This window comes from Solibacillus sp. FSL R7-0682, assembly GCF_038005985.1.
Taxonomy (GTDB): domain Bacteria; phylum Bacillota; class Bacilli; order Bacillales_A; family Planococcaceae; genus Solibacillus.
On record NZ_JBBOUI010000001.1, the window covers coordinates 1,947,467 to 1,971,105 of the forward strand.

25 protein-coding genes and 1 pseudogene are annotated in these 23,639 nt (G+C 34.4%); 14 read left to right on the top strand and 12 right to left on the bottom strand.

Annotated features, from left to right (window positions below):
- Nucleotides 1-33: 33 nt before the first annotated feature.
- Nucleotides 34-750, top strand: a complete 717-nt coding sequence (locus tag MKZ17_RS09905) for an NAD-dependent deacylase (RefSeq protein ID WP_340723572.1) — start codon at nucleotides 34-36, stop codon at nucleotides 748-750.
- Nucleotides 751-811: 61 nt separating this feature from the next.
- Here MKZ17_RS09905 and MKZ17_RS09910 read toward each other — a convergent pair whose 3' ends face one another.
- A complete protein-coding gene (locus tag MKZ17_RS09910; RefSeq protein WP_340723573.1) occupies nucleotides 812-1,612 on the bottom strand; it encodes a class I SAM-dependent methyltransferase in 801 nt (266 codons plus the stop codon).
- Between the two features lie 257 nt (nucleotides 1,613-1,869).
- On the opposite strand from MKZ17_RS09910, the gene MKZ17_RS09915 reads away from it, so the two are divergent.
- The 3 genes from MKZ17_RS09915 to MKZ17_RS09925 all read left to right on the top strand — a co-directional run bounded on the left by MKZ17_RS09915 (nucleotide 1,870) and on the right by MKZ17_RS09925 (nucleotide 4,498).
- The gene (locus MKZ17_RS09915; protein ID WP_340723574.1) at nucleotides 1,870-2,649 is read left to right on the top strand and encodes a GNAT family N-acetyltransferase; all 780 of its coding nucleotides are present in this window, start codon (nucleotides 1,870-1,872) and stop codon (nucleotides 2,647-2,649) included.
- A 231-nt stretch (nucleotides 2,650-2,880) separates the two neighbouring features.
- Nucleotides 2,881-3,450: a GNAT family N-acetyltransferase gene (locus MKZ17_RS09920; protein ID WP_340723575.1), complete on the top strand. Its 570-nt coding sequence runs from the start codon at nucleotides 2,881-2,883 to the stop codon at nucleotides 3,448-3,450.
- A 259-nt stretch (nucleotides 3,451-3,709) separates the two neighbouring features.
- Nucleotides 3,710-4,498, top strand: coding sequence for a lipid II flippase Amj family protein (locus tag MKZ17_RS09925; RefSeq protein WP_340725534.1), 789 nt, complete (start codon nucleotides 3,710-3,712; stop codon nucleotides 4,496-4,498).
- 296 nt (nucleotides 4,499-4,794) lie between these two features.
- Here the strand turns inward: MKZ17_RS09925 and MKZ17_RS09930 are convergent, their stop codons facing one another.
- The 3 genes from MKZ17_RS09930 to MKZ17_RS09940 are packed head-to-tail and all read right to left on the bottom strand — an operon-like array spanning nucleotide 4,795 to nucleotide 5,735.
- Nucleotides 4,795-5,019, bottom strand: a complete 225-nt coding sequence (locus tag MKZ17_RS09930) for a hypothetical protein (RefSeq protein ID WP_340723576.1) — start codon at nucleotides 5,017-5,019, stop codon at nucleotides 4,795-4,797.
- 4 nt (nucleotides 5,020-5,023) lie between these two features.
- Nucleotides 5,024-5,185 carry a YvrJ family protein gene (locus MKZ17_RS09935; RefSeq protein ID WP_340723577.1) on the bottom strand — a complete coding sequence of 54 codons (162 nt, stop codon included), beginning with the start codon at nucleotides 5,183-5,185 and terminating at the stop codon, nucleotides 5,024-5,026.
- Nucleotides 5,178-5,735, bottom strand: coding sequence for a sigma-70 family RNA polymerase sigma factor (locus MKZ17_RS09940; protein WP_340723578.1), 558 nt, complete (start codon nucleotides 5,733-5,735; stop codon nucleotides 5,178-5,180). The genes MKZ17_RS09935 and MKZ17_RS09940 overlap by 8 nt, the downstream gene beginning before the upstream one ends.
- 317 nt (nucleotides 5,736-6,052) lie before the next feature.
- Here MKZ17_RS09940 and MKZ17_RS09945 point away from each other — a divergent pair, with 317 nt between their 5' ends.
- Nucleotides 6,053-7,003, top strand: coding sequence for a leucine-rich repeat domain-containing protein (locus MKZ17_RS09945; RefSeq protein WP_340723579.1), 951 nt, complete (start codon nucleotides 6,053-6,055; stop codon nucleotides 7,001-7,003).
- A gap of 28 nt (nucleotides 7,004-7,031) precedes the next feature.
- Here MKZ17_RS09945 and MKZ17_RS09950 read toward each other — a convergent pair whose 3' ends face one another.
- The 3 genes from MKZ17_RS09950 to MKZ17_RS09960 are packed head-to-tail and all read right to left on the bottom strand — an operon-like array spanning nucleotide 7,032 to nucleotide 8,991.
- Nucleotides 7,032-7,580 carry an AAA family ATPase gene (locus MKZ17_RS09950; RefSeq protein WP_340723580.1) on the bottom strand — a complete coding sequence of 183 codons (549 nt, stop codon included), beginning with the start codon at nucleotides 7,578-7,580 and terminating at the stop codon, nucleotides 7,032-7,034.
- A 36-nt stretch (nucleotides 7,581-7,616) separates the two neighbouring features.
- Nucleotides 7,617-8,366: a DUF5694 domain-containing protein gene (locus MKZ17_RS09955; protein WP_340723581.1), complete on the bottom strand. Its 750-nt coding sequence runs from the start codon at nucleotides 8,364-8,366 to the stop codon at nucleotides 7,617-7,619.
- A 16-nt stretch (nucleotides 8,367-8,382) separates the two neighbouring features.
- Nucleotides 8,383-8,991 (bottom strand): Type 1 glutamine amidotransferase-like domain-containing protein, encoded by a 609-nt coding sequence (locus tag MKZ17_RS09960; RefSeq protein WP_340723582.1) that lies wholly within the window; start codon nucleotides 8,989-8,991, stop codon nucleotides 8,383-8,385.
- A gap of 131 nt (nucleotides 8,992-9,122) precedes the next feature.
- On the opposite strand from MKZ17_RS09960, the gene MKZ17_RS09965 reads away from it, so the two are divergent.
- Both MKZ17_RS09965 and MKZ17_RS09970 read left to right on the top strand, forming a co-directional pair.
- Nucleotides 9,123-9,482, top strand: a complete 360-nt coding sequence (locus tag MKZ17_RS09965) for a hypothetical protein (RefSeq protein WP_340723583.1) — start codon at nucleotides 9,123-9,125, stop codon at nucleotides 9,480-9,482.
- 142 nt (nucleotides 9,483-9,624) lie between these two features.
- Entirely contained in the window at nucleotides 9,625-10,551 is a 927-nt protein-coding gene (locus MKZ17_RS09970) for a hypothetical protein (protein WP_340723584.1), read from the top strand.
- Between the two features lie 643 nt (nucleotides 10,552-11,194).
- On the opposite strand, the gene MKZ17_RS09975 is transcribed toward MKZ17_RS09970, so the two are convergent.
- Entirely contained in the window at nucleotides 11,195-12,034 is an 840-nt protein-coding gene (locus tag MKZ17_RS09975; RefSeq protein WP_340723585.1) for a PHP domain-containing protein, read from the bottom strand.
- Between the two features lie 468 nt (nucleotides 12,035-12,502).
- On the opposite strand from MKZ17_RS09975, the gene MKZ17_RS09980 reads away from it, so the two are divergent.
- Nucleotides 12,503-12,967 carry a VOC family protein gene (locus MKZ17_RS09980; RefSeq protein WP_340723586.1) on the top strand — a complete coding sequence of 155 codons (465 nt, stop codon included), beginning with the start codon at nucleotides 12,503-12,505 and terminating at the stop codon, nucleotides 12,965-12,967.
- A gap of 246 nt (nucleotides 12,968-13,213) precedes the next feature.
- Here MKZ17_RS09980 and lepB read toward each other — a convergent pair whose 3' ends face one another.
- The 3 genes from lepB to MKZ17_RS09995 all read right to left on the bottom strand — a co-directional run bounded on the left by lepB (nucleotide 13,214) and on the right by MKZ17_RS09995 (nucleotide 16,014).
- Nucleotides 13,214-13,774 carry a signal peptidase I gene (gene lepB / locus MKZ17_RS09985; protein WP_340723587.1) on the bottom strand — a complete coding sequence of 187 codons (561 nt, stop codon included), beginning with the start codon at nucleotides 13,772-13,774 and terminating at the stop codon, nucleotides 13,214-13,216.
- Nucleotides 13,775-13,833: 59 nt separating this feature from the next.
- Nucleotides 13,834-14,385 carry a hypothetical protein gene (locus MKZ17_RS09990; protein ID WP_340723588.1) on the bottom strand — a complete coding sequence of 184 codons (552 nt, stop codon included), beginning with the start codon at nucleotides 14,383-14,385 and terminating at the stop codon, nucleotides 13,834-13,836.
- Between the two features lie 75 nt (nucleotides 14,386-14,460).
- Nucleotides 14,461-16,014: a bifunctional metallophosphatase/5'-nucleotidase gene (locus MKZ17_RS09995; RefSeq protein ID WP_340723589.1), complete on the bottom strand. Its 1,554-nt coding sequence runs from the start codon at nucleotides 16,012-16,014 to the stop codon at nucleotides 14,461-14,463.
- Between the two features lie 182 nt (nucleotides 16,015-16,196).
- Between MKZ17_RS09995 and MKZ17_RS10000 the strand changes: the two genes are divergently transcribed.
- From MKZ17_RS10000 to MKZ17_RS10020, 5 genes are all read left to right on the top strand, one after another.
- On the top strand, nucleotides 16,197-17,279 hold the full coding sequence (locus MKZ17_RS10000; protein WP_340723590.1) for a phosphate/phosphite/phosphonate ABC transporter substrate-binding protein: 1,083 nt from the start codon (nucleotides 16,197-16,199) through the stop codon (nucleotides 17,277-17,279).
- A 71-nt stretch (nucleotides 17,280-17,350) separates the two neighbouring features.
- On the top strand, nucleotides 17,351-18,136 hold the full coding sequence (gene phnC, locus MKZ17_RS10005; protein ID WP_340723591.1) for a phosphonate ABC transporter ATP-binding protein: 786 nt from the start codon (nucleotides 17,351-17,353) through the stop codon (nucleotides 18,134-18,136).
- On the top strand, nucleotides 18,111-18,926 hold the full coding sequence (gene phnE, locus MKZ17_RS10010) for a phosphonate ABC transporter, permease protein PhnE (protein ID WP_340723592.1): 816 nt from the start codon (nucleotides 18,111-18,113) through the stop codon (nucleotides 18,924-18,926). Before phnC ends, phnE (MKZ17_RS10010) begins: the two co-directional genes overlap by 26 nt.
- 10 nt (nucleotides 18,927-18,936) lie before the next feature.
- Nucleotides 18,937-19,758 carry a phosphonate ABC transporter, permease protein PhnE gene (gene phnE, locus MKZ17_RS10015; RefSeq protein WP_340723593.1) on the top strand — a complete coding sequence of 274 codons (822 nt, stop codon included), beginning with the start codon at nucleotides 18,937-18,939 and terminating at the stop codon, nucleotides 19,756-19,758.
- Between the two features lie 43 nt (nucleotides 19,759-19,801).
- Nucleotides 19,802-21,745 carry a DNA-binding protein gene (locus MKZ17_RS10020; RefSeq protein WP_340723594.1) on the top strand — a complete coding sequence of 648 codons (1,944 nt, stop codon included), beginning with the start codon at nucleotides 19,802-19,804 and terminating at the stop codon, nucleotides 21,743-21,745.
- Nucleotides 21,746-21,992: 247 nt separating this feature from the next.
- Here the strand turns inward: MKZ17_RS10020 and MKZ17_RS10025 are convergent.
- A pseudogene (locus MKZ17_RS10025) lies at nucleotides 21,993-22,274 on the bottom strand (GNAT family N-acetyltransferase); the annotation flags it as partial.
- Nucleotides 22,275-22,699: 425 nt separating this feature from the next.
- On the opposite strand from MKZ17_RS10025, the gene MKZ17_RS10030 reads away from it, so the two are divergent.
- Nucleotides 22,700-23,581 (top strand): phosphotransferase, encoded by an 882-nt coding sequence (locus tag MKZ17_RS10030; RefSeq protein WP_340723595.1) that lies wholly within the window; start codon nucleotides 22,700-22,702, stop codon nucleotides 23,579-23,581.
- Nucleotides 23,582-23,639: the final 58 nt, after the last annotated feature.

The window sequence follows — 23,639 nt, forward strand, 5'->3', positions numbered from 1 at the left end:
TATATATAATAGTTAAATTTCGGAGGGAAGAGAATGGCAATTGAAACACTCGTAGAATGGATGAAAAATTCAAATTCAACGGTTGTCTTAACAGGTGCCGGAATGTCGACGGAATCTGGAATTCCTGATTTTCGATCTCAATCAGGTTGGTGGCAAAATATAGATCCACGTTCGGTTGCTTCAGTAGAAAGCTTGCAACATCATTATGAGCTTTTCCGTGAATTTTATCAAATGCGTATCGAGGCGCTGACAAATATTGAGCCACATATCGGGCATCAAATACTTGCGGATTGGGAGAAGAGAGGTTTAGTAGCACTTATTGCGACGCAAAATGTAGACCAGTTACATCATAAGGCAGGAAGTGAGGAGGTAGCCGAGCTACACGGAAATATTGTCACAATTCGATGCACTAGCTGTGTTAAGCCTCATACAATCGAGCATTTCTTGAATAATTCCGTTTGCACGTATTGTACGGGTAAGCTTCGTCCGAATGTAGTTTTGTTTGGGGAGAGCTTGCCACAGGAAGCTTGGAATCGTTCCTTCAATGAAATTCAAAATGCTGATTTAGTCATTGTGATAGGAACAAGCTTAGAAGTGTATCCCGTAAATCAATTGCCGAGAATGGCGCGCGGTAAGCTTGTTTATATTAATTTGGACGTAAGTGGTAGTACAAGACAATTTGATTTAGTGTTAGAAGGATCAGCGGGAGAGGTGCTAACTAAAATTGATCAGAAATTAGCACTTTTTTAAAAGACTAATTTGAAAAGCCCGGGATGCATTTGTTTACTGCAACCCGGGCTTACTTTATCTCTTATGCTCTTGCGCAAAGGACAAAACTATTAAGTGACAAAATTTCCTTTGCTTCATCATTCATTAAATGCACATAGCTATTTACCAATGTTTGAATTTTCAAAGGTGCATGCTGGAACTCTGCAAGTAATTCTCTACTATAATCAATCTCCCACACACCGTCCTGTAAATACGTGGCATCGACAATTTGCTCCTGTTCGATAATAAACCCTGTTTCGATAAGTAATTGCTTAATGTAGGTTTTATGGAATACATTTTGAATATTGCCATCACCTTCAAAAAACGCAGAATAAAGGGCTAAAATATTGACCGCACAAAAGTGGGCACGTTGAGGAATAAGTTCATAATCAAGATCCCATTCCGCAAAGCAAACACGTTTTGCCATTGTTTTTAACTTTTTAAAATACGAAACGAGTAGCTCCGGGTTTTTAAAGTACCATGAGCAATGGGATAAAATGGCCACATCGAATTTTTGATCTGTTTCAAAGTGTAAAAAATCCGTTTCAAATTGGAAAGTGATGCGGCTACCAATAGGGGACTGCTGTATCGCTTTTGCAGCCTCACCAAGAGTAATTGGTGCGCCATATTCAGGTGACGCAATATCGATTGCAACAATTTGTCCATTTTCTCCTACTGCATCAGCTAAAGCAACCGTAGTATCTCCTTGGCCACAACCAATTTCTAATACTTTCATCCCTTTTGTTATTTGAAAGGCTTTAACAAGCTGAATACGATGTGTCAGCTGTGTTCGTTGAATCGTATCATCCCCAAGTATTTTCATGCATGCTAATAAATGCTCCATTTTTTCAGCTCCAATTTATGTTTTTTTAACGTTCCGGAGCTACAAGAAAATCGCTAGTTAACTCCGTAACCACTCTTTATTTTTCACTAAAAAAACTACCATCAATTCATCGACTCCTTAAAAATAATACTATTATTATTACACTTTTCGGAATTATAAGCTAATTATTTTTAAAGTTGTTTTGGTATAATAAGTAAAAGGTTTTACAAGAGCCAATAAAGCTTGTTATTTTAGATGAATTCGAAAGGAGCTCGGTAATGGACGATAAAAATGAATTACTCGCACTTTTTCACAAAGAACTTCGCTATGAAGCCCAACCACAAGGCTACATAAGAGAGGAAACAACACATGTTGTGCGACACATTTCTAATTTTGATGAAAACGGGTTTATAATCTCTTCGAATGTAAACGAAGACAATGCAAGAGAAATAATTAACAAAGAGTTAAGCTATTTTAGTAACCGTAAGCAGAATTTTGAATGGAAGGTGTATAGCTACGATCAACCTACTAATTTGAAAGATATTCTTGAAAAAGAAGGATTTGAAATTGGTAATCCCGAAGCTCTGATGGTCATGAAATTGGCGGATCAACACCCTTTGCTTAAGAATAGTGAAGTCCATAGTGTAAAGGAAATAACAGATGAACAAGGCATTCAAGACATTGTTGTTCTTGAAGATACCATCTGGAACGAATCTCATGCGGAGCTTGGGGAAAGGCTTTGGAGAGACAAACAGCATAATCCTGAATCCCTATACATTTATGGGATATATGAAGGCCGTCAGCTTGTAAGTGCAGCTTGGATGTACATAGAGGCAAATTCATCTTTTGCGAGTCTTTGGGGAGGATCAACACTGCCATTGTTTCGAGGGAAAGGTTATTACACAAAATTACTGGCTGTTCGTGCACAAAAGGCATATGAAAAGGGATATCCTAATCTTACTGTTGACGCCAGTCCAATGAGCAGACCAATCCTAGAAAAGTGTGGTTTTTCTTGTCTTGCATACTCATATGGATGCCAGTCACCTACGATTAAATAGCAAAGTTTATCCTTAGAATAGGGGCATTATAGCTGCAATTCTAAGGATTTTTTTTGATTTTCATAGCATTTAATTTTTCACCTACTAGCAATTATTCAAATCCTACAATTATTGGCTATAACAGGTTGAAAATAGTCTGACTCTCTAATAAATTTGAAAGCTGTATAATTCAATTCATTTTTTTGGTATAGTAAAAATATTTCCATAATTAAGAAAAATAGGGGTGCACACATGCAAAAATTGAGTAATGAAATTGTTGAATTAGTACCGATCAATGAGTCGCATATCGTTGGGCTTTTTGAAGCAGCACAATATCCAGAAATTTGGACACATATGTCAGTTGAGTTAAAGACGCATGAGGACGTTAAAAAATATGTGATTGATGGAATGGAGAAGGCAAAGAAGGGGACGGATTTCCCGTTTGTTATTTTTGAGAAGAGCACGAATCGTATTGTAGGCTCTACATCATATATGGACATATCAACTGTACATAAACGATTAGAAATTGGGTCGACATGGTTAACACCTTCTGTATGGCGCAGTGCGGTGAATACGAATTGTAAGTTCCTTTTATTGCAATATGGTTTTGAACAGCTCGACTTGCACCGCATCCAAATTAAGACTGGACATGAAAACATTCAATCCCAAAAGGCAATTGAGCGTCTAGGTGCTGTGAAAGAGGGGGTTTTAAGAAATCATATGATTCGTAAAGAGGGAAATATCCGCCATACAGTTATGTATAGTATTACGAATGAAGAATGGCCATTGATTAAAGAACGTTTTCTAAATGAATTACTTTAACTGAAGTAAAATTCCTTATTAAGGGGAAATTTAATGCACGACATCATAAAAAGAAAGCTTTTAACGGCCATATTGAGTAGTCTACTTTTTACCATTATTCTTTTAATTATTGGCATAAGTGAAATTCTTGAATTGTTTTAACGGTAATCACGTAGACGAATTGGTAGTAAAGAAACAAATTTTATTCAAATAACGTCCAATGGTAAATATAACAATTTAGTAGGTGATTAATATTGATTTTATAACAACTAATTTAATCATGATTGCAATCTTTATCTTAATGATTCATTCCATTGAAACTCTTGCCTATGCAGTGCGATTATCGGGAGTCCGTGTGCGACTATTAGCATCTGCATTATCACTTTTTAATATGATGGTCATGGTATCTAGATTAGCGAATATGATGCAACAACCTTTTACAGGGAGTTTAGTTGACAAAGCTCCTTCAGAGACAGCTTTTGTATTTGTTGAAAATCAATTTCGATTCATTATCGGATTCGCATCAATCGGCACCTTATTAGGAATCCTTTGTTTGCCTACATTTATTGCCATATTTTCCCGGGCAATTATACACTTAGGAGAAGAAAGAGGCTCTATTGTTGCATTATTAAAAAAGGGGTTTACGTTTTCGTATTTACGACGTGGGATGCAACTCATTCGAAAACCTAGTCTTTCGTATTTACGTGGGATTAGTTTAAAAGATATGCCAGTCCAATTATTTGTTATAAACATAGTCATTACAGCGATTTATACGATTGGCGTATTATCCGCCCTATATGCGAGCTTATTAATTCCTGACTATAAAACAACCGCTATTATGGTGTCGGGGCTAATAAATGGCGTAGCAACGATTTTGTTAATTGTGTTTATTGACCCAAAAATTTCAATTCTGGCGGATGATGTCCTTAATAATAAAGGCAGCTATATAGATTTAAAAAGGGTATCGTTACTCATGATGAGTTCAAGATTTTTAGGAACACTATTCGCTCAAGTTCTCTTTATTCCAGGCGCACATTATGTCGCTTGGTTTACTCGATTCATTGTGTAATATGTAAGGTAAATTGGATTTAATCATGCAGTTTAAATGGATGGAGTTTGAGGATATGAGATGGGAAAAGATTAGAAAGCAGAGGGAAATAAATACAAATCGCATAATAATATACAAACGAAGAATCCATTTTGCTCAAACTGATTAAAATGGATTCTCAGTTTGTAATAGAGGACCGGGTTGTCAGCATATAACTTATTTATTGTAGCTTTTAAAAAAGCTGCTCCTTTATAGACTTTTTAGTTAATACATAAAAATTTGTTCTTGGAATTGCGTTATTCAACGCAATGAAATGTTTAGCTTCTTTCTGTTAAACTTTTATTTCGTCGATGTTCTTCCTCCAGCATCGAAAAAAATGTAGGTAACTTTTCAAAGTTTTTCTTTTTTAAAATTTCTAAAATAATTAAAATAATTTCCTGTTCTAAATCAGCTCTACTTTGAAAATCTGTTTGTTGAAGTTCTTTTTTAATCTTAGGCTTCAGGATGTCAAGTAACTCTAAAGGAGAAATTAGGTCATTCATATCGTCACTCCTTGTTTTTTGGAGAATCTATTTCTTTCGATAAACTTTGTATGGCCTGTTGAAGTCCTTCTATTTTTCGTTCAAAACTGAGTAAAAGGTAAATGGTAATGACAATTGGGAATCCAATGTTGCTAATCAGATTAATTAAAAGGTTGTCTTCAAACATTGATCATTCGCCTCACCTTCTTTAATGCATTATTTTTAGATTTCGATATCGCTTGCTGCGTTACATTAAATTGCTTTCCGATTTCATTATCTGATAAATTCAAAACGTAAGCTAAATATAAAATCTGTTTTTGTCGAGTATTAAGTGTAAGAATAGAATGATGAAGAGTATAATCTAGGATAAGTTCTTCTAACTTTTGTTCAAAAGGGTTTTCAAAATTACTCATTGCATTTTTGTCTTCGATTAATTCCTTTAATGTGGTGGAATTTTCTTTTACACCTTCATTCGTTTTACTTGGAGCATCAAGATACAATAAATTACTTCGTTCATACGCTCTTTTTTTCTTATCAAAGTTACGGGCAGCAAAGTGAATGGTTTTGGAAAAATAGGATACTACACGGACTTGCGCATAAAATCTCCCAAAACATTCTTCGATTTTTTTCTTTAAGTTTTCATTAGGTGTTAAAAAGTATTGCTCGTATAGCTCATAATGTTCTTCAATAGATAAAAAATCTCTTAATAGTGGATTTTTTATTTCTTTAATATCCATATATTCACCTCCTTTTCAATAAGTTATAGTTTGTTTAATAATAAGAAAAAAACGCTAATAATGAAATGAGTCAATAAAACAAATTTTGGATATTATTTAGTAGGTAACTTATCACTTTTTTATTAGAATCATCTGCTACTTTATTCGGTATGAGCATTATTTTATGTAAAAAAAACTTTTCGATTCATAATTTTTTCTAAAAAATCATTTTTTGGAAAAAATAAATTTATTAATAAAATTTATAATCATTTTAATATATAAAGGGGATTTCGAACGTAAATTAACAACCCTAATCATGTATGAATGGAGTGGTAAGGATGAAAAAAATTGGCATATTAATGGTATTCCTTGCTTTACTAAGTGGCTGTGAAAGGGAAATTTTAAAAGATGAATCAAAAGGTACAATTGCAATAAATACAATAAATGAAATCTCTCCGCAAGTCCAAAAAGAGGTAGCCTTACAACTTGCTATTCCTACAGAAACGCTCTCAGAAAAAGACTTCCAAAACATGAGGAATTTTTACGTAAATGTAGATGATCCAACGTTAAAGACAGCTTTAAGTAAAATGACTCGTTTAGAGGCTCTTGCTATATATGTGCCAATAAATGATCTTTCATTAATTATTTCAAAAACGAATCTTAAATATTTAACGATTGAAAATAATTCATTGTCAGATATTAAATTTTTGTCAACATTGCCAGCATTAAAAGAGCTCTATTTGTCTAGTAACCAGTTAGGGCAATTACAAAGTTTAAATGCATTGCAAAAATTACAATCCCTTTCCATAATAAATAATCAAATTCAAGATATTATGTTACTGGATACATTAACTTCATTGCAATACTTAAACATTTCTGATAACAACGTTACTTCACTTACACCATTACTAGCCCTTGAAAATTTAACAATGTTTACAGCATCGAATAATGCAATTACAGATGCAGCTGCGCTTGAAAAAATGAGCAAACTTACGCATTTGAATTTAGAGGGGAATCCAATCGAATCGCTTGATTTTGTAAATGGATTAGCCAATCTTGAAGTGTTAAGCATTGCAAACACCAAAGTATTTGATTTAGCACCTTTAGCACATTTAAATAATTTAATTCAATTAGATATTCGAGGAACAGAGGTAACTTCGAGTGAACCACTTTTCGGTCTAAATCAGCTGAAGTTCCTCATACTTGATAAGCAAAACGTAAAAGATTGGACATTACTTGAAAATAAAGAGGGGCTTATGATTACAGAAACACCCATTATGGCTGAATAAAGGGTGTTTCTTATTATTTGCTATACAATTAAATACTCTTCGAAATGAACAAAATTTCTTGAAGGATATGTGTTGCATCCTCATTATTTTGGATAGTGAACAAGTAATCGGCTTCATCTAAAGAAGGATTTTCAATAACATTTTCTTCAGAATCCTTTTGTTGTCGTACTAATAATTGTTCAAAGGTCATCGAAGGATCTCTGAATATAGTTGTTATCCGCGAACTATTGCGTATTCGACTAAGTAGTATTTCCTCTGGAATATGGAAATGCACAATAATGTGAATAAAATGCTCCTTTGGAAAAAACGTCTCGAGCAGAAGCAGACGGTCATGTTTCTTTAAATTGGCGTTACATAGAATAATATGGAGTGCAGAGTGTTGCACAGCATAATGAAGAATATAGCTAGATAATCCTTGTTTAAACGAATTAGGACCGACTGTAGGGAGTAATTTTTCGTAAAAGGTATGTATAAATTGAGCGTTGTTATCCTGATCAAGTACAACAGAATTTGGTAGTTGTTTTTCTACTAAATTGGCAAATGTAGATTTTCCGCTATGGGTTTTACCGATAGTCATGATTACGAGCCTTTTCAAACGGTAATACGTCCTTTACTATAAATTTTTTTTAGAACAGTGAGCGATTTCTTGAACAGTGTATTCTCCATATGGGGTTACAGTTATTTGAGGGTCATCCTGTAGCATCTGCTGAAGTAAATAGTTATGACCAGCTCCATAAATAATTACAGCTTTTTGTGTACCTTGTTCGATCGATTTACGAATGTTTTGTACAATTTTAAGATTACGATAATACCAATAATTCGCAACCCATTCAAATGCAACCTCGTCTTGTAAGAGCATTAAATCAACGTACAGTTGATGATCCTGAAGATTTTGTTCTGCAGTATTTATAAACTTAAAAAATTCCACGATATTGCCTGTTTGAATTTTTGAAAAAACTGTTTGCATTTTGACTGTTGTCTTTTGAAGTAATTTTTGTAATGCTGTAACAGATTGTTCATCCGTTATTGCCTCTAAACCTTTAATACCCGAAATTTCTTCATTCCAATCCACTGCATAAATTTTTTTTTGCCCTAATTTACTTGCTAATCTAAATCCAATTTGATATATCTCATTACGTTGAAGTGGTCTGCCATTTAGTGAAAAGTCTTTGTATTGAGCATCTAATTGCTCCTGCATTTTATATGGATATTCCACAAAAATTTGCTCCGGTTGGAAAAATGCCAAATCATCCGTAAGTATTTCAAACTGTTCTTCATCAAACTTATTTCGTGCCTCTTTATTCAGCTGTACCATATCTGTCGTTTCTTCTAAATGAATTGTACCAAGTAGTAAAATCTCCATTATTTCATCCTCCAGCTCATGTACTTATTTTCGCAACGCAATTTTCATTAATAAAATGTAAGTTTTCATGATCCTCTAGTAAATAGAGAGGTGATAGGTTTTCTTTTTTCGCCCATTCATCAAAATGTTGTTTTCGAATAGGATCATTATAATGAGGGCAAAGAGCTCCCTTTAATAGTCCAAGGCCTTGGAAGGACTCATACTCTTGTTCGGAATTTTCGCTAGTATAATGTTCAAACCAACACATTGCGCCTGCACTAATCCCTGCAAGAATAACTCCTTGCTTGTACGCATTTATTAGTACGCGATCAAAGTCCGTACTACGCCATACTTTTAGCATAGATTGTGTATGCCCACCGCCGATATAAACAATATCAAATGCATTGACGATTGCTTGAATGTTTGGTAGTGAAAAATCTTTAATCGTAAGGTGGGCTGGTTCTTCATGTTGAAAAGCAGAATAAAATTTGTCAATATATCCTTGTGCATCATTGCTCGCAGTTGCAACAAAGCAAATTTTAATAGGTGAATCCTTTCGTTTTATCCGCACTATATAATTGTCAATATAGGCATCAGTCTCTTCTGAGAAGCCACCACCTGAAATGGTTACAATATGACGCTCCATTTTTAAACCTCCTAGCTAATTGTTAAAATAAGGGATATATTATAAAATACTATATCAAAAAATAATCTCGAAAATATAGTTAAAGAGGTAAAATTTTTAAAAATGATGACAAAATCCAAGGAGCTTACGAAATGAAATGTATGAGAATCCATTTATTTGTATGGCTGGTTGCCTTCCTAACACTTTTGATTGTTGGCTGTTCAATGCCGGAGGATAAAAATGATACAGATGATTATATGGAGGTCAGGGAAGCTGCGTGGAATTATGTTAAAGAGAAAGGATGGAATGATTTTTCAAAAGGGAATTGGCAAGTTGCAGAAGTGAAAATAGTTGTTGCTAATGAGCGCTATAAGTTACTAGATCAAACGTATGAAGGAAAAGAAGTTTTGTCTGTTTCTTTTGAAGATAAGGAGAATATAGTTATTGGAACACCTTTAATACTCATCGATAGAAATTCCATTAAAGTGATTGGGTATATGCCTAGTGAATAGAGATAGAGATGGTGAAATTTTTTTGTGGAGTTGATTGATTGGTTAATAAAATATGATTAACCAATTGAAAAAGAATTAACATCATTATTATTTCAATTCTTTTTGCGTATTCAAACTGCCGAGGAAAGGTTGCTGAAAGTAAATGAAATCAATACTAAAAATACCTATGAATCCAATAGCTAATCTGAAAGAAGAGTTGAAAAATATGACGCCTCTTTCTATTGCACTTGGACATGAAAACGATGTATTTGTCCTACTGATGGAAGAGCGAATTCCACTAATCGATGGCTGTTTCCCTGCAACCGTTTCGGAAAAAAGCTATAGATATCAAGTCATTCATCTAAAAGATGGACAAAAGAAAGTGCTAGATTTGTCGAAAGAGAAATGGAACTATCATCACATCCAACCGATTGATGACGGACAATTTCTACTTGTATGCGCACGATCATATTTCCATGATGCACAAAACATTGAAGAAAACGCACGTGTGTATGATGAAAATGGGCGTTTTATCCGATCATTTTGTTTAGGGGATGGTATTGAGCATGTTTACGTAACAAAGAATCAAGAGATTTGGACAGGGTACTTTGATGAAGGTGTTTTCGGCAATTACGGCTGGATTGATCCAGTTGGCTGCAGCGGGTTAGTTGGCTGGGATGCATCGGGTGCTAAATTGGATTCGCTTGAAGAAGATAAGGAATATTTTATTTTTGAGTGTTTGGCATTGAATGGTGTAGCTGATGGAGGAATTTGGTTTTTCTTTAGCCTAGATTCTAAGATTGGCGTACGGAAAGAGGGTCTCACATCGTATTATTCACCTGAGGATGATATTTTTTTTCGGACGTTTGCGGTTAATGGGGAGACGATTGTTGCACACCGAGGCAGTGGAGAACGTACACTCTTTGAGTTACAACGTGAAGGGAATGAATATAAGACTGTTCGTAAAATCGAACTGATGAAGCGAAATGGTAAGCCTATCGAACCGCAATTAGTGAATAACCGTGATAACAAGTTGCTGTTTTTGGACGGGGATGAGCTGTACATGTATGAAGTGAAATCCGGTGTGTGACGGATTGAGTGATAAGGAATATAGATTTAGTATCGCTCAGTAAAGAACCGATTTATTGAGCACTTCAAAATTTAAGGTGTCTAAGTTCATTAAAACGTTATAAAATATACAAAATTATTCAAAATAACGTTCCCAACCGCAAGTTTTAGGACGAAATAAAACACTTAAAACGTTGTCATACCAATGTATTAAGTGTTTTTCAGTTTTTCATTCATATACACCTTTTTATGCACTATCGTTTGAACTTAGAAACAACAAAGCTTTCAATGCGATTCAAAAGAAATTGCACTGAATCATATTTTGAATAAAAACTTGCAAATTCAGCGGATTCCTATACGTTAAAAATCATTCTTTTCTTTTAACATAGCTTTTCTCTTTATTCAATTTAGTGAAGTCCTTTAATTTAAAACTAAAAAAATGTATGTGAAATAAAGGGGACTTTAATATAGTAAAGCACTAGTTAATGAAATAATGATTGTAAATTCTGTAATCATTTACTTTAAAAACACAATAAAACTGTCATTCTTTTCAAGATAAGCTATTTACTCTGAAGACATAGAAGGGTTCACCGTACCGTTTTAAAGCGATTTTTTTATTATAATGAAAAAAGCCTGTTTTGTACTACCAAACATGGTTATTAAATTTAACCTAAAATCTCAATATCTTTCACATTCAACTTACTAAAATCGACCTTAATTGCTCCCATTTCATAGATAACATTCGATCTATTGTTAAATCCGCCGTGGTCATCGTTGCCTACGGTTATTAACATATTATTTGTTTGACAAAAGTCTACAAGAATATTTGTTGTTTCCTCTGTATGAGTCGTGTAATAGCATTCAAAGCCATCTGCACCCATATTTTTAAGTGTTATTAAACGAGGTACTATTTCTAAAAGATTATTCTTCATATTTTCTCCGATATGGGCAATAACGGCTTTCCCATTTGCTTTATGTATTGCATTTATTACATATTCTATTGATGGAAATGAACTTTTTGGTTGAACATGATAATCGCTGACGAGCTTAAAAAAACTAGGAACATTATTAACTAAACTTTTGGATTTTAAATAGTCAAAACCTTTCCAACCACCGTTTTTTAGATTTCGATTGTAAGAATTAAATTCCTTTATACTTATTTCCTTATAGTCAACACTCATCTTTTTGATTAATTCTAAATCAATTTCAGCATAAACCGAATCGCATTGTTTGCAAATATCAATAATCTCTTTGTTTTCAAAATCGAAATCATAAGCGAGGACATGAAATTCTTTACCTTCAAAAGAGGTAGAAATTTCTGCACCTCGAATTAATTTAATTTGGTTCGCTTTACACAAAGGTATAAGCTCGTTATAAGCTGCTGTTGTGTTGTGGTCACTTACACATAATAGGCCAATACCGAGCTCTTTTGCCTTCTTGACAATTTCTTTAGGAGAACGGGTACTATCGGAATAATGCGAATGAATATGTAAATCTGCATACATTATAATTTCACCTCTAAGATTGAATATCTAATTCCCTTTTTTTGTATATTATTTTTAGTTGTATCATAACATGACGAACATTTACCTACAATTTCATTTTCATAACGAAATGGAAAAATAATGTCCCCAAACTATAGCAAGAGTTTCTTTTATGTGAGATCTCACGTTGAAAACAATGGTACTTTAATGATTATATTGTATTTTAATTTTACTAATTAAAAGCTTACCCTATTAGCAATTAAAATGACTATAACTAAAGTTAAAGCATTAAAGAATCTAACTAGGTACTTTACTTCAAGATGGGATTCCACAGAGATCCCATCCTTTTCTTTTGCAACTAATGAAGTAAGTTAGTTCAATAAGGATTAGAATGTAGAACATAATTAAATAACATTAGACCTTTGAATGACGTTGAATTTTTTAAAAATTGATACTATTAAGATATAAAATCAACAAGAGGTGTTATTTATGATAAAAGGGTTATATGAAGCACATTTGCCAGTAAAAAATTTAGATAAATCAATGGAGTTTTATGAGAAATTAGGTTTAAAAATGGCTTGGCGTGATGAAGATACGGCTTTCTTTTGGATAGAAGAAGGTAAAAGTTGGGTGGGTTTGTGGGAAGGAAATGAGTATCAAACTCTTTACCATCCTTCTTTACGACACATTGCATTTCGAGTTTCATATGAAGATTTAAAAGAGTCTTTAAAATGGTTAGACTCTATTGATGTTGAGGGGATGCCATTCGGGAGTCGAGAATCTATTGAACCATTTATTCGACCACATCAAGGCAATGCTTCTGTTTATTTCAATGACCCAGATGGTAACAGTTTAGAATTGATGTGTTATGTTGAAGTTCCAAATAATTTAAAACATATTACAGAAAAGTTGTCCTTTGAAGATTGGGAGAAATTAGTTGAAATTACAATTTAATGATAACGTAATTTATTTTCCCGACTTTATTTTTATTCAACTAATAAGGTGCTTTAATTGAATATTCGTATCCCGAAATATTCAATCTTTTTCATTAAAATCAAAATAGATCAATAAAAACCAACTATTTTAATAAACTTTGTTTTAAAACAGTTGGTCTTTTTCTGTATAAAATCAGCGTTTGCAACTTACTTTTAATCGAACTTTATTCAAAAGCTACATTTTACGGATAGTGGGTTTGTAATTTTACTTCACTCTACCTATATGATCAAATGGATAAAAGCGTATCGTTGCTTTTCCCATAATTTGATCAATTGAAATTAATCCAACTCTTGCATCTCGACTATCTGTACTTTTACGACGATTATCGCCAAGCACAAGGAAGTATCCATCAGGAATTGTAGAATGATCCGTTAATTCTTCTAGGGTGAAATCTTCAGTCAATGTACCCGGATCTAATAATTCAGATTTATATAAGTCTAAATAGGGTTCCTCATATTTTTCCCCATTTATATAAAGCGTATCATCCTTATAAGCAACATGTTCTCCAGGCAATCCTATAATTCGTTTAATGTAATTTGTATGTTCTGCGTACTCAAAGACGATAATATCAAATCGTTCGAAGTCTTCTATACTATTTCCTAATTTACTGACAATCACTTTATCTCCGTCTGCGTATGTAGGCATCATGGAAGCGCCATCTACGACAAGTGGGGTAAATATAAAAGTACGGATTGCTATTACAAATAAAGCGGCTAACACACCGGCCTTAAGCCATTCTAAAAATTCGCTTTTTTCTTTTATCAACTTTAATCATCCTCTATATCGATTTTTAAATTCATTTGGAATAAATACTTCAATTGATTTTACTCATTTGCTACTCGTTCGATAAATGGAATATCATTTGCTCGAACAGTTGAATAAATAGTAGTTTTCACCGACGAAGTAAACTTTGCTGTTTCATCAATCTTAATATGTTGATCATCCGTTGTAGTAAAAATATAGTATCCGTTCTCACCTGTACGGTATTCATAAACAGCTTCCTTAATCGAAGACCAAGGGTAACTAGCTAAGCCATCATAGTATTTAATTACAATTTGCTCATCTTGTATTGCTGTGTAGTTTAATACAGAAAACGAAGAACCAATTATGCCAGCGATAATAAACAAGGTACCGATAATATACGTATTAACATTACGTTTTAATGCAAGCAGCACAAGCGCGATGATCACGAACAACAAAGAGATTAATAAATGCGTCATATTCGTTACAGGTGTCAATAGCACAATGTTGGCACGTTCAGAATACAATGTTTCCGTTACAGAAACAGGTAAAAAGAAAACTAATAAAATTGAAATTAAAAACACGGTAATTGCAGACAGGGCAAATTTACCTCGAGTCGAAATTTTATTAAGCATAAGCCATTTTCCCTCCATTCAATCATGCCTAGACTATTATATACGGAATATAAATGGGAAAAGTTTCAAAATTACTTAATAAAGGATGTCCCAATTTTTTTTAAGCTTGGATTCAACTGTTGGGTGGTCCTGAAAATAACGAGCAATTAATTCCGTCATATCAATTTGAATATCTTTTATTACTTCGCATTCTGCAAAGTAAGGGAAGTTTCCAGCACCTGTTGCGCGGTAATTATTCATGACGACCTCATAATATGCTTCTGGCTGCAACGGTTCGCCATTGTAAAGAGCCTTTGTTATCCTTTGATCCAAAGGCTTACGTATATCCATTACGTATTCAATCCCTTCCCACATATCATAGTTATAAGGCTGAGGCTTTGGATAATAAAAGCTTTTTGATACACGTAATTGATTATTTTGGTCAATGGTAAAATAGGTAGCATTTTGTTCAAGTGCCTCCATTATATGCCGTCCAGAAACTTTTAACACCTTTAACGTATTAGGGAAAATGTAATTATTAATAATATGCCGCATCGTTATTTTCGCAGGGAATCCACCTGCTTGATCGTGAAATAAAGCGGTACAAGATATTGGAGCACCGCTCATTTCCATTTGAATATCTTGGATAAGCTGTATGTAAGGGTGTTTTTGTACTCGAACTGAAAAAGCATCGGAAAAATGTATTTCCGTATCTAGTTGCCCAATTGTTACATCAAGCCATTCTTCAGTAGCAGAATATACCTCCTTATTTTGTTGAACAATTCCTTCGTGTACAGGTGTTTCGTCTGTTACATAGACGAGGGACGGCTTATGATGAATTTGTTGTTTGTCAAAACATTTCTCAATTTCGATTGTAATAACCCCTAAACAGTTTCCCTTTGTACCAGGTTGGATAATAGATTTTCCAAATAGCTTTTCAGCTAGCTCTCGGTGCTGATGTCCCGTTATTAATAGATCAAAATCAAGTTCCTTACACATTTTATAGCCTTGATTTTCTCCCGTAGTTGCTTCAAGCGTTTCTCCAGTAATTAAATCGTTTTCAAAGCCCCCATGATAACAAAGGGCGATTAGGTCTAGCTGCTCGTGCGCCTTAACTTGTGTAATCCAAAAATTGGCGAACTCATAGGCGTCTTTAAAGCTCAGTCCTTCAATATGTCGCGGTTCCTCCCAAACTGTCACAAAATGAGTTGTTAACGCAATAAAGCCAATACGAATGCCTGAAACTTCTTTTACTAAATAAGGCTGAGTATACGATGTACCGTCTTCATTCGTAATATTCCCACTAAGCCAAGGGAAATTTGATTGAGCAATGACTGCATCTAAATACGACTTCCCATAATTAAATTCATGGTTTCCAAATACCGCAAAATCATAATCTAGTAAATTCGCCGCTTCGATTACGGGATCCAGTTTGTGCTCTTGAAATGCATGATGATAGTAAGTGAGAGGACTACCTTGGATTAAATCGCCGTTATCGATTAGTATAGTAGGTTTTTCCTCTCGAAGCTGTTCAATTAATGTTCCCACTTTAGCTAACCCTAAAGGCTCTATTTTTTGCCTGAAAGTGGTTGGCATAATGTACCCATGTATATCGCTCGTTACGAGAATTTGAAGCTGTTTTAATTGCATCCTATAAAACCTCCATTATTTATGATTGGCTTTAGTATAAGCTGATAGAAAAATAAAATAAGTTAATAATAGAATAATATACATAAAATTTACATTTATTACATAAAAAAATATAGAGTTAATTCTCACTTTACAATGAAGTGATAAGTTTTATAAGTATTAAATTTTGAGGAGGATTTCAATTGAAAAAATTCTATTTATTAATGATGACATCGTTACTAGCTATGCTATTAATGGCTTGTGGTGATGAGGCAGGCGAAACAAACACGGAAGCTCCAGCAGAAAATACGGCAGGAGAAACAAATTCGGATGGAGCAACAACAATGGAGTTAGATAAAATTTCTATTGGTTTCGTACCTTCACGTGATCCAGATGAAATTATTACAGTTACAGAACCTTTGAAAGCATTATTAAAGTCAGAGTTAAGTAATTTAGGATACGACGTAAATGAAATTGATATTACAGTTGGGACAAATTATGAAGCGGTAGGGGAAGCACTTTCTGCTGGAACAACGGACATTGGTTTTATTCCAGGTGGTACATATGTCCTTTATGATGATGGAGCAGAAGTAATATTAACTGCAACACGAGCAGGTTTAAGCAATGATTCTGAAAAACCAGCAGATTGGAATTCAAATGAGCCAACGGAAGCAACGACGAACCAAGCTACTTCTTATCGTGCCATTTTAATTGCAGGTCCATCAGAAAAAGGAAAAGAGTTGGCTGAAAAAGTAAATAGTGGAAAAGAGTTAACGTTTGAAGATTTAGATAGTGCAAATTGGAATGTAATGTCAACAACATCACCAGCAGGTTATATATATCCAGCATTATGGTTAAAAGAAAACTACGATAAAACAATTACTGATTTATCGAAAGTAGTTCAAGCAGATTCATATGGTACTGCATTCGCACGTTTAGCTTCAGGGCAAACAGATGTGTTAGTTACTTATGCAGATGCACGTCGTGATTATGCGGATAAATGGAAATCTGAGTTTAATCGAGAAGAAGATATTTGGGCTGAAACGGATTTACTTGGTGTAATGCCAGCAATCTATAATGACACAATTAGTGTTAGTAAAAATTCTAAAATTATGGATGAAGACTTGAAAAAGGCATTACAACAAGCATTCATTAATATCGGTAATTCTGCAGAAGGGAAAGAAGTAATTGCTGTATATAGTCATGAAGGTTACCAAGAAGCGTCGAATGCTGATTATGACAATGAGCGAAAAGCGCAAGAACTTGTACAAAAATTAGGTAAATAATTATATGTAGCAAAAATATAAAGTGAGAACAAAGTTTCCCTGTTCTCACTTTTTAAGATTGGAGCAAGTAGATGATTAAATTTAATAATGTTTCAAAACAATATCCTAATGGATATGCAGCGTTAAAAAATATTAATCTTGAAATCGCACAAGGTGAATTTGTTGCCATTATTGGACTATCTGGTGCCGGGAAATCAACATTACTCCGCTGTATTAATCGGATGCACGACATTACAGATGGCACATTAACAGTAGATGGGACGAATATAAAAAAATTAAGAGGATCAGAAATTCGGAAGTTTAGACGGCATATCGGAATGATCTTTCAATCCTTTAATTTAGTAACACGTGTATCTGTTATAAAAAATGTACTTGTTTCTTTCGTACCAGAATTGTCCCTTTGGCGAAAGGTTTTAGGAATCTTTAAAGAACAACATAAAAAAGAAGCATTGATGGCATTGGATCGTGTAGGCATTTTAGATAAAGCCTATGTCCGAGTAGATCAGCTATCAGGGGGGCAGCAGCAACGGGTTGCATTGGCTAGAACATTAGCTCAAAATCCTAAAATTATTTTAGCTGATGAACCTGTTGCCTCTCTTGACCCAGTGACAGCGAATCAAGTAATGGAAGATTTCAGGCACATTAATAAAGAATTGAATATGACAGTTATTATCAATATCCACCATGTAGAGCTTGCATTGCAATTTGCCGACCGAGTTGTAGGCATTCAAGCAGGGGAAATCGTTTATGATGGTCTGGCTGGGGAAGTAACCGAAGACATCTTACAGAAAATCTACAATGGAGGTGCAGAGGAAGGGAGTAATATTTTAAATGCTAAAGAAATTCTATCCGTCTAAAAAAATTCTACTACCAAATGGAAAAGAAGTAATTGAAAAGCGGTCTACAACACCGTTGATTGTGATTTTTTTACTATTGTTAATTTATGTATCAGCAAGAATTACAGATTTTAATGTGCTGATACTTGTGGAACGTATAGAGCAATTTTTCTTCATTTTACGAGAAATGATTCCTCCTACATGGGCATACTTCCCGAACATTTGGAATCCTTTATTAGATACGATTAAAATGTCACTACTTGGGTCGTTATTAGGTGCGATATGTGCACTTCCACTCGCGATGATAGCCGCTTCAAACCTACATAAAATGAAGTGGTTATCAGCAATTATGAAAATGATTTTTAGCTTTTTGCGAACGCTCCCTACATTAATTGTTGCACTTATTGCAACGTTCGTTTTCGGATTAGGTACAGTAGCAGGAACAGTTGCTATTTTCATCTTTTCATTGGCCTATATTGGGAAGCTATTATACGAACAAATCGAAAATGCGGATATGGGAGCGTTTGAAGCGATGACATCGATGGGCTTATCGACAACACAATCCTTTCGATATGCCATTTTTCCACAGGTTTTACCGAATTACTTATCTACTTCATTATTTTGTTTTGAAGGAAATGTCCGCTATGCGGCGATTCTTGGCTATGTTGGTGCAGGTGGTATCGGCCTCATGTTAAATGAAAGCTTAGGTTGGAGAAATTACGCAAATGTCGGAATGATTTTGTTGTTATTAGTTATCACGGTATTTGTTATTGAAACAATTAGTGAATATTATCGAAAGAAATTAATGTAGGTGACTGTCTATGAGAGTATCAAATACAATTCAAAAACAATATGAATTACAACCAGATCGACGTCTTTCGCAATTCGTTACGGTCATTGTTTTAATTTCTGTTTTTGCCTGGTCTGTAACGACGATAAAAATGGACAACTTAACGATTGAAGGCTTAAGCATTGCGAAAAATATATTTAGTGGTATTTTACAGCCAGATTTGAATTTACTAATTAATTTTACGACAAGCGGAGTGCCTTATTTATTAGTTGAAACAATGGCCATTGCTTTTTTAGGGACAATTGTTGGTTCACTTATTGCAATTCCATTAGCCTTTTTATCCGCATCAAATATTGTTCCAAAGCCTATTTCTTTTGTTATTCGCTTTTTATTAATTATGATTCGAACAATACCTGCGATTGTTTATGGATTAATGTTTATTCGCGTAACAGGGCCTGGTCCATTTGCGGGTGTGTTAACGATGTCGTTAGTGAGCATAGGAATGCTCTCGAAATTATATGTCGACGTCATTGAAGACATTGACAAGTCCGTGCTGGAATCTATGGAATCCATTGGTTGTACATTATTTGAAAAAATTCGATACGGTATTCTTCCACAAATTTTAGCGCTGTTTTTATCCATCGTCATTTATCGGTTTGATATGAATTTACGTGATGCAACCGTATTAGGCTTAGTTGGTGCAGGTGGAATTGGCGCACCTTTAATCTTTGCAATGAATGCCTATAAATGGTCAGAGGTTGGCGCAATTTTAATCGGTTTAATTGTTCTTATTTTAATAATCGAATATAGCTCAAATAAAATAAGAGCGAAAATTGTCGGTGGAAATAGATAAACATATTAACATGCAAAATTTAAAAATTGAAGGAGTGAAGGAAATGTGGAAAAAATCTAAATGGCTATGTACCGCCATTTTAGCGACTGCTACGTTTAGTTTCATGTTTGGAAATACGACTGAGGCAGAAAATGCATTAGATCCTGCACCGATTTTAACACCTGTACAATCAAATGGATATTCTGTTTTGTTTGATAATAGTCATGGGCAAACAGCAGGTCAATCGGATTGGGTAATTGATGGAGCCCTTTCAGATTTTGCAGATGCATTAGTGGATGAAGGGTATACAGTGGAAGAGTTTCGTAGTGTAGAACCGCTCACGCTAAATGATTTACTAAATTATGATGTATTTGTTATACCAGAGGCACAAATTCCGTTTACTGCCTCTGAACAAGCAGCGATTTCGAGTTATGCTGAATTAGGTGGTGGCGTATTTTTTATCGCAGATCACTATAACGCAGATCGAAACTTAAACCGCTGGGATTCCAATGAAATTATGAATGGCTGGCGTCGAGGAGCGTACTTAAATCCAACATTAGGTATGTCGTTAGCAGAAGCAGCTGCATTAAATGGTGTAGTAAGTTCTCGCTGGCTAAGCGATGAGTTTGGTGTTGAGTTTAGATATAATTCAATTGATAACACAGTCGCAAATCAAATCGTAGCGCCAAGTCAATCATTTGGAATTACTACGGGTATCTCACAAGTATCCATCCATGCGGGTTCAACAATTGCGATTACAAATCCATCTATTGCAAAAGGGATTGCTTATTTACCAACGGGCTTAACATCCGCAGCAAATAAATGGTCGAATTCAGTTGACCAAGGGGTGTATGCAGGTGGTGGTATTGCTGAAGGTCCATTTGTCGCGATAGGAAAGAAAGAGCTTGGCAAGGCAGCTTTTATTGGTGATTCCTCACCAGTGGAAGATGCAACGCCAAAATATCGAAATGAAGAGACAGGTAGCGTGAAAAGAACATATGATGGGTTTACAGCACATAATAATGGAGAGCTACTTGTTAATATTATAAATTGGTTAGCAACCGATGAAACGTATACAACCTTTAATGGCACAGCAATTACATTGGATCAGGTAACACCAAGAATTTCAATTGAAGATCCGTTACTGTCTACTGAAATTTTAAATGAACCGTGGCGCCAACCAAATGCAGGTTATTTATGGTATGATTCCTCAACATTTGCAAATGGTTCTTATGGTTCTACTGTAGACCCAACACCATCGGTAACATATTCAGCAGTAACGCCAGATGTTTTACCAGTTGATGGGTCGGCATTTAATGTGACAGTTACTGTTGAAGGACTCGCGCCTAATAGTACGATTCAGGGGCATAGAATTCAAATATATTTGACAGGCGGTACAGCAATTTCGCAGGTTAGAAATGACAATGGTACATGGCCAACGGGGTATGGTTATTTTGATATTGGAACTTTAACTGCTAATAGCCAAGGAACTGCTCAAAAAACGATTACGATGCGATTAAATAGCAATGTAACTGCGACGGAAGGTACGTTACGTTTAAAAGATGCAGATGGTAATAATGTCATTACAAAGGCTGTTGTATTAGGAGAAGGAACAGGGAATGAAGGACCACCTGAAGATCCACAGCAAGAAATAGAAATAGGTAATTATAAACTAATTCTTCCGCAAGTATTACCTACACATGGGGAAGAATTTAAAATAGGGGTTGAAATTAAAGCCTTAACAGCTGGCGCAACCATTTCTAATGCCCAGCTTCAGTTTTATTTAACTGGGGGTACGAGTATTTCGCAAGTGAAAAATTCAAATGGCACATGGCCAACAAGTTATGGCTATGGCAATGTCGGAACATTAACAGCGAATGCTCAAGGCATTGCAGTGGGCGAAGTAACTGTACGAATAAATCCAACGGTGACTAGTACAACAGCTACGATTCGTTTACGATTAGGCTCTAGTAATAACGTATTAACAGCACCAATTTCATTACAATAAATAGGTAAATAAAAAGACTTTCTAAAAGTATAGAAGTTAATTAGGCATGAGACGTATTCAATACGTTTTATGCCTTTTAGTGTTGTTTTTTAAGAAAGTTTGGTCTTATCATCTAGTAACCTTGCATTTTACGTTTAAGAAATATGTAACTTTTAAATTTGGATTTGTGGGATTTGACAATAGGCCTATGAAAATGGGCGCAATTCATCTTCTGTATTGCACCCAATTGTGGCAGATCCTTATTCAACTATGAAAGTTTAGCAAAAGATACTAAGGAGCCTTTATCGCAAGAAATAAATCCATTTTTTTCATAAAAGTGACGAACATCTGGTGCTTCTTCTGTTAACAAAACTTTTTGTCTAACATCTTTATATTTATTAAGGACATGTTGCATAAGCAATGTTGCGATGCCTTGATTTTGATGTGTAGTCAAAACCAATATGTCTTGAATATATATGATTGTTAATCCATCACCTACTATCCGAATTAATCCAAGTAGAGTATCCTCTTGCCAAACTGAAAAGACAGCTAATGATTGGCAGCAAGCTTGTTGTAGTAGATTTAAATCATTTGTATAGGCATACTACTCTACATCTTCATATAAATTCTTTAAGTGGCTTATAGGAATGTTTTTTTCGTCTCTTATTTCAAATTGCATATTTATCCTCCCAAAATAGTATTTTATTATTTCGAGAAAACTCTTCTTAATTTATCCATACGTTTTGACCACCTTTTCTCTGGATATACTCATCATATTTCGATTAGCAATGATTGTCAAATATTCCTAAATCAATAAAACAATAGTTAAATCAAACATTATTTTAAATAATCAAATTTTATTTCAAATAATTATATCGTATTTAAAAAAACTCATATTATCAATTCTAGAAGGGAAGTTACTACTTTTTACCGAAATACAACAATAAGATAATAATTTGAAAGTTGGAAGCAAGTATGGATTTTTCATTGTTTTTTGAACACCCTATTAAAGAAATTATCGAGCTAAGTCCTGGTTATGATGACCATTCGAGTGATGTTTGGTTAGTCAAGACGGGTGATGAAGAAGTAGTTATTCGCTCTTCTCGAATGGTGGAAGAACCGAGTAATGACTTTTGGTGGGGTTGTAAACGAATTTTTGGTATAGATCCGAGGAATGTATTTGAACTAGTACACGTTAATAATACATTAAGTGAGATAACGTCAATCCCAATTCCTAAAGTATTAAACAAAAGGAACCTTTTTTCAAAAGAATATATAGTTGTTGAAAAATTGAATGGCGTAGTAGTCCATTCATTTATCGACCAACCGTCCTCTGTATTGCAAAGCTTAGGTGAAGGTTTAGCAAAGATTCATTCCTATAAAGAAAATTATATCGGCAATCCCTCTGGCAGTGTAAAAGTTAACTTAGACCATTTCCATCAATACTTAATCATTGCAATAAGAGAAATCATTTCTAAATTTTATGCTGAACACGATCAAATAAAAGAAAAGTACATAGAAGTCGTCAACATATTGAATAATTTACCTCCTCCTAAAAATTCTACATTTGTTTTGGTTGATATTGATCCAACGCAATTTTTAGCAAATAGTAAAGAAGTTACAGGATTAGTTGATACAGAGGCATATGTAATCGGGCCAAGAGAGTTGGATTTTATAGGCCTTGAATATATTTTAGATGAAAAAGCTGCACGAGATTTTAAAATTGGGTATGAAAAAATAATGGATATCCCAAATCTTACAGAGTGTAGATTGCCATATCGCTATTTATATCGATTATTATCTGTACAAGGTAGTGTCGATATAAACAATTGGTTAAACCATAAGATTTTATTTTAAATTTTTAGTTCCGTTAAGTTAAGTAGGAGTCTCTGAGAAATGGAATATTATTTTTGTT

Bases quoted from the DNA above. Each gene is read 5' to 3' on its own strand.
- MKZ17_RS10020 (WP_340723594.1), top strand. From the start codon at position 19,802: ATGTGGAAAAAATCTAAATGGCTATGTACCGCCATTTTAGCGACTGCT.
- MKZ17_RS09950 (WP_340723580.1), bottom strand. From the start codon at position 7,580: ATGACTATCGGTAAAACCCATAGCGGAAAATCTACATTTGCCAATTTA.
- MKZ17_RS09980 (WP_340723586.1), top strand. From the start codon at position 12,503: ATGATAAAAGGGTTATATGAAGCACATTTGCCAGTAAAAAATTTAGAT.
- MKZ17_RS09975 (WP_340723585.1), bottom strand. From the start codon at position 12,034: ATGTATGCAGATTTACATATTCATTCGCATTATTCCGATAGTACCCGT.
- MKZ17_RS09990 (WP_340723588.1), bottom strand. From the start codon at position 14,385: ATGCTTAATAAAATTTCGACTCGAGGTAAATTTGCCCTGTCTGCAATT.
- MKZ17_RS09905 (WP_340723572.1), top strand. From the start codon at position 34: ATGGCAATTGAAACACTCGTAGAATGGATGAAAAATTCAAATTCAACG.
- MKZ17_RS09965 (WP_340723583.1), top strand. From the start codon at position 9,123: ATGAAATGTATGAGAATCCATTTATTTGTATGGCTGGTTGCCTTCCTA.
- MKZ17_RS09920 (WP_340723575.1), top strand. From the start codon at position 2,881: ATGCAAAAATTGAGTAATGAAATTGTTGAATTAGTACCGATCAATGAG.
- MKZ17_RS09995 (WP_340723589.1), bottom strand. From the start codon at position 16,014: ATGCAATTAAAACAGCTTCAAATTCTCGTAACGAGCGATATACATGGG.
- MKZ17_RS09930 (WP_340723576.1), bottom strand. From the start codon at position 5,019: ATGAATGACCTAATTTCTCCTTTAGAGTTACTTGACATCCTGAAGCCT.
- MKZ17_RS09940 (WP_340723578.1), bottom strand. From the start codon at position 5,735: ATGGATATTAAAGAAATAAAAAATCCACTATTAAGAGATTTTTTATCT.
- MKZ17_RS09925 (WP_340725534.1), top strand. From the start codon at position 3,710: ATGATTGCAATCTTTATCTTAATGATTCATTCCATTGAAACTCTTGCC.
- MKZ17_RS09970 (WP_340723584.1), top strand. From the start codon at position 9,625: ATGAAATCAATACTAAAAATACCTATGAATCCAATAGCTAATCTGAAA.
- MKZ17_RS09935 (WP_340723577.1), bottom strand. From the start codon at position 5,185: ATGTTTGAAGACAACCTTTTAATTAATCTGATTAGCAACATTGGATTC.
- MKZ17_RS09915 (WP_340723574.1), top strand. From the start codon at position 1,870: ATGGACGATAAAAATGAATTACTCGCACTTTTTCACAAAGAACTTCGC.
- phnC (WP_340723591.1), top strand. From the start codon at position 17,351: ATGATTAAATTTAATAATGTTTCAAAACAATATCCTAATGGATATGCA.
- phnE (WP_340723592.1), top strand. From the start codon at position 18,111: ATGCTAAAGAAATTCTATCCGTCTAAAAAAATTCTACTACCAAATGGA.
- phnE (WP_340723593.1), top strand. From the start codon at position 18,937: ATGAGAGTATCAAATACAATTCAAAAACAATATGAATTACAACCAGAT.
- MKZ17_RS09945 (WP_340723579.1), top strand. From the start codon at position 6,053: ATGAAAAAAATTGGCATATTAATGGTATTCCTTGCTTTACTAAGTGGC.
- MKZ17_RS09960 (WP_340723582.1), bottom strand. From the start codon at position 8,991: ATGGAGCGTCATATTGTAACCATTTCAGGTGGTGGCTTCTCAGAAGAG.
- MKZ17_RS09955 (WP_340723581.1), bottom strand. From the start codon at position 8,366: ATGGAGATTTTACTACTTGGTACAATTCATTTAGAAGAAACGACAGAT.
- MKZ17_RS10030 (WP_340723595.1), top strand. From the start codon at position 22,700: ATGGATTTTTCATTGTTTTTTGAACACCCTATTAAAGAAATTATCGAG.
- MKZ17_RS09910 (WP_340723573.1), bottom strand. From the start codon at position 1,612: ATGGAGCATTTATTAGCATGCATGAAAATACTTGGGGATGATACGATT.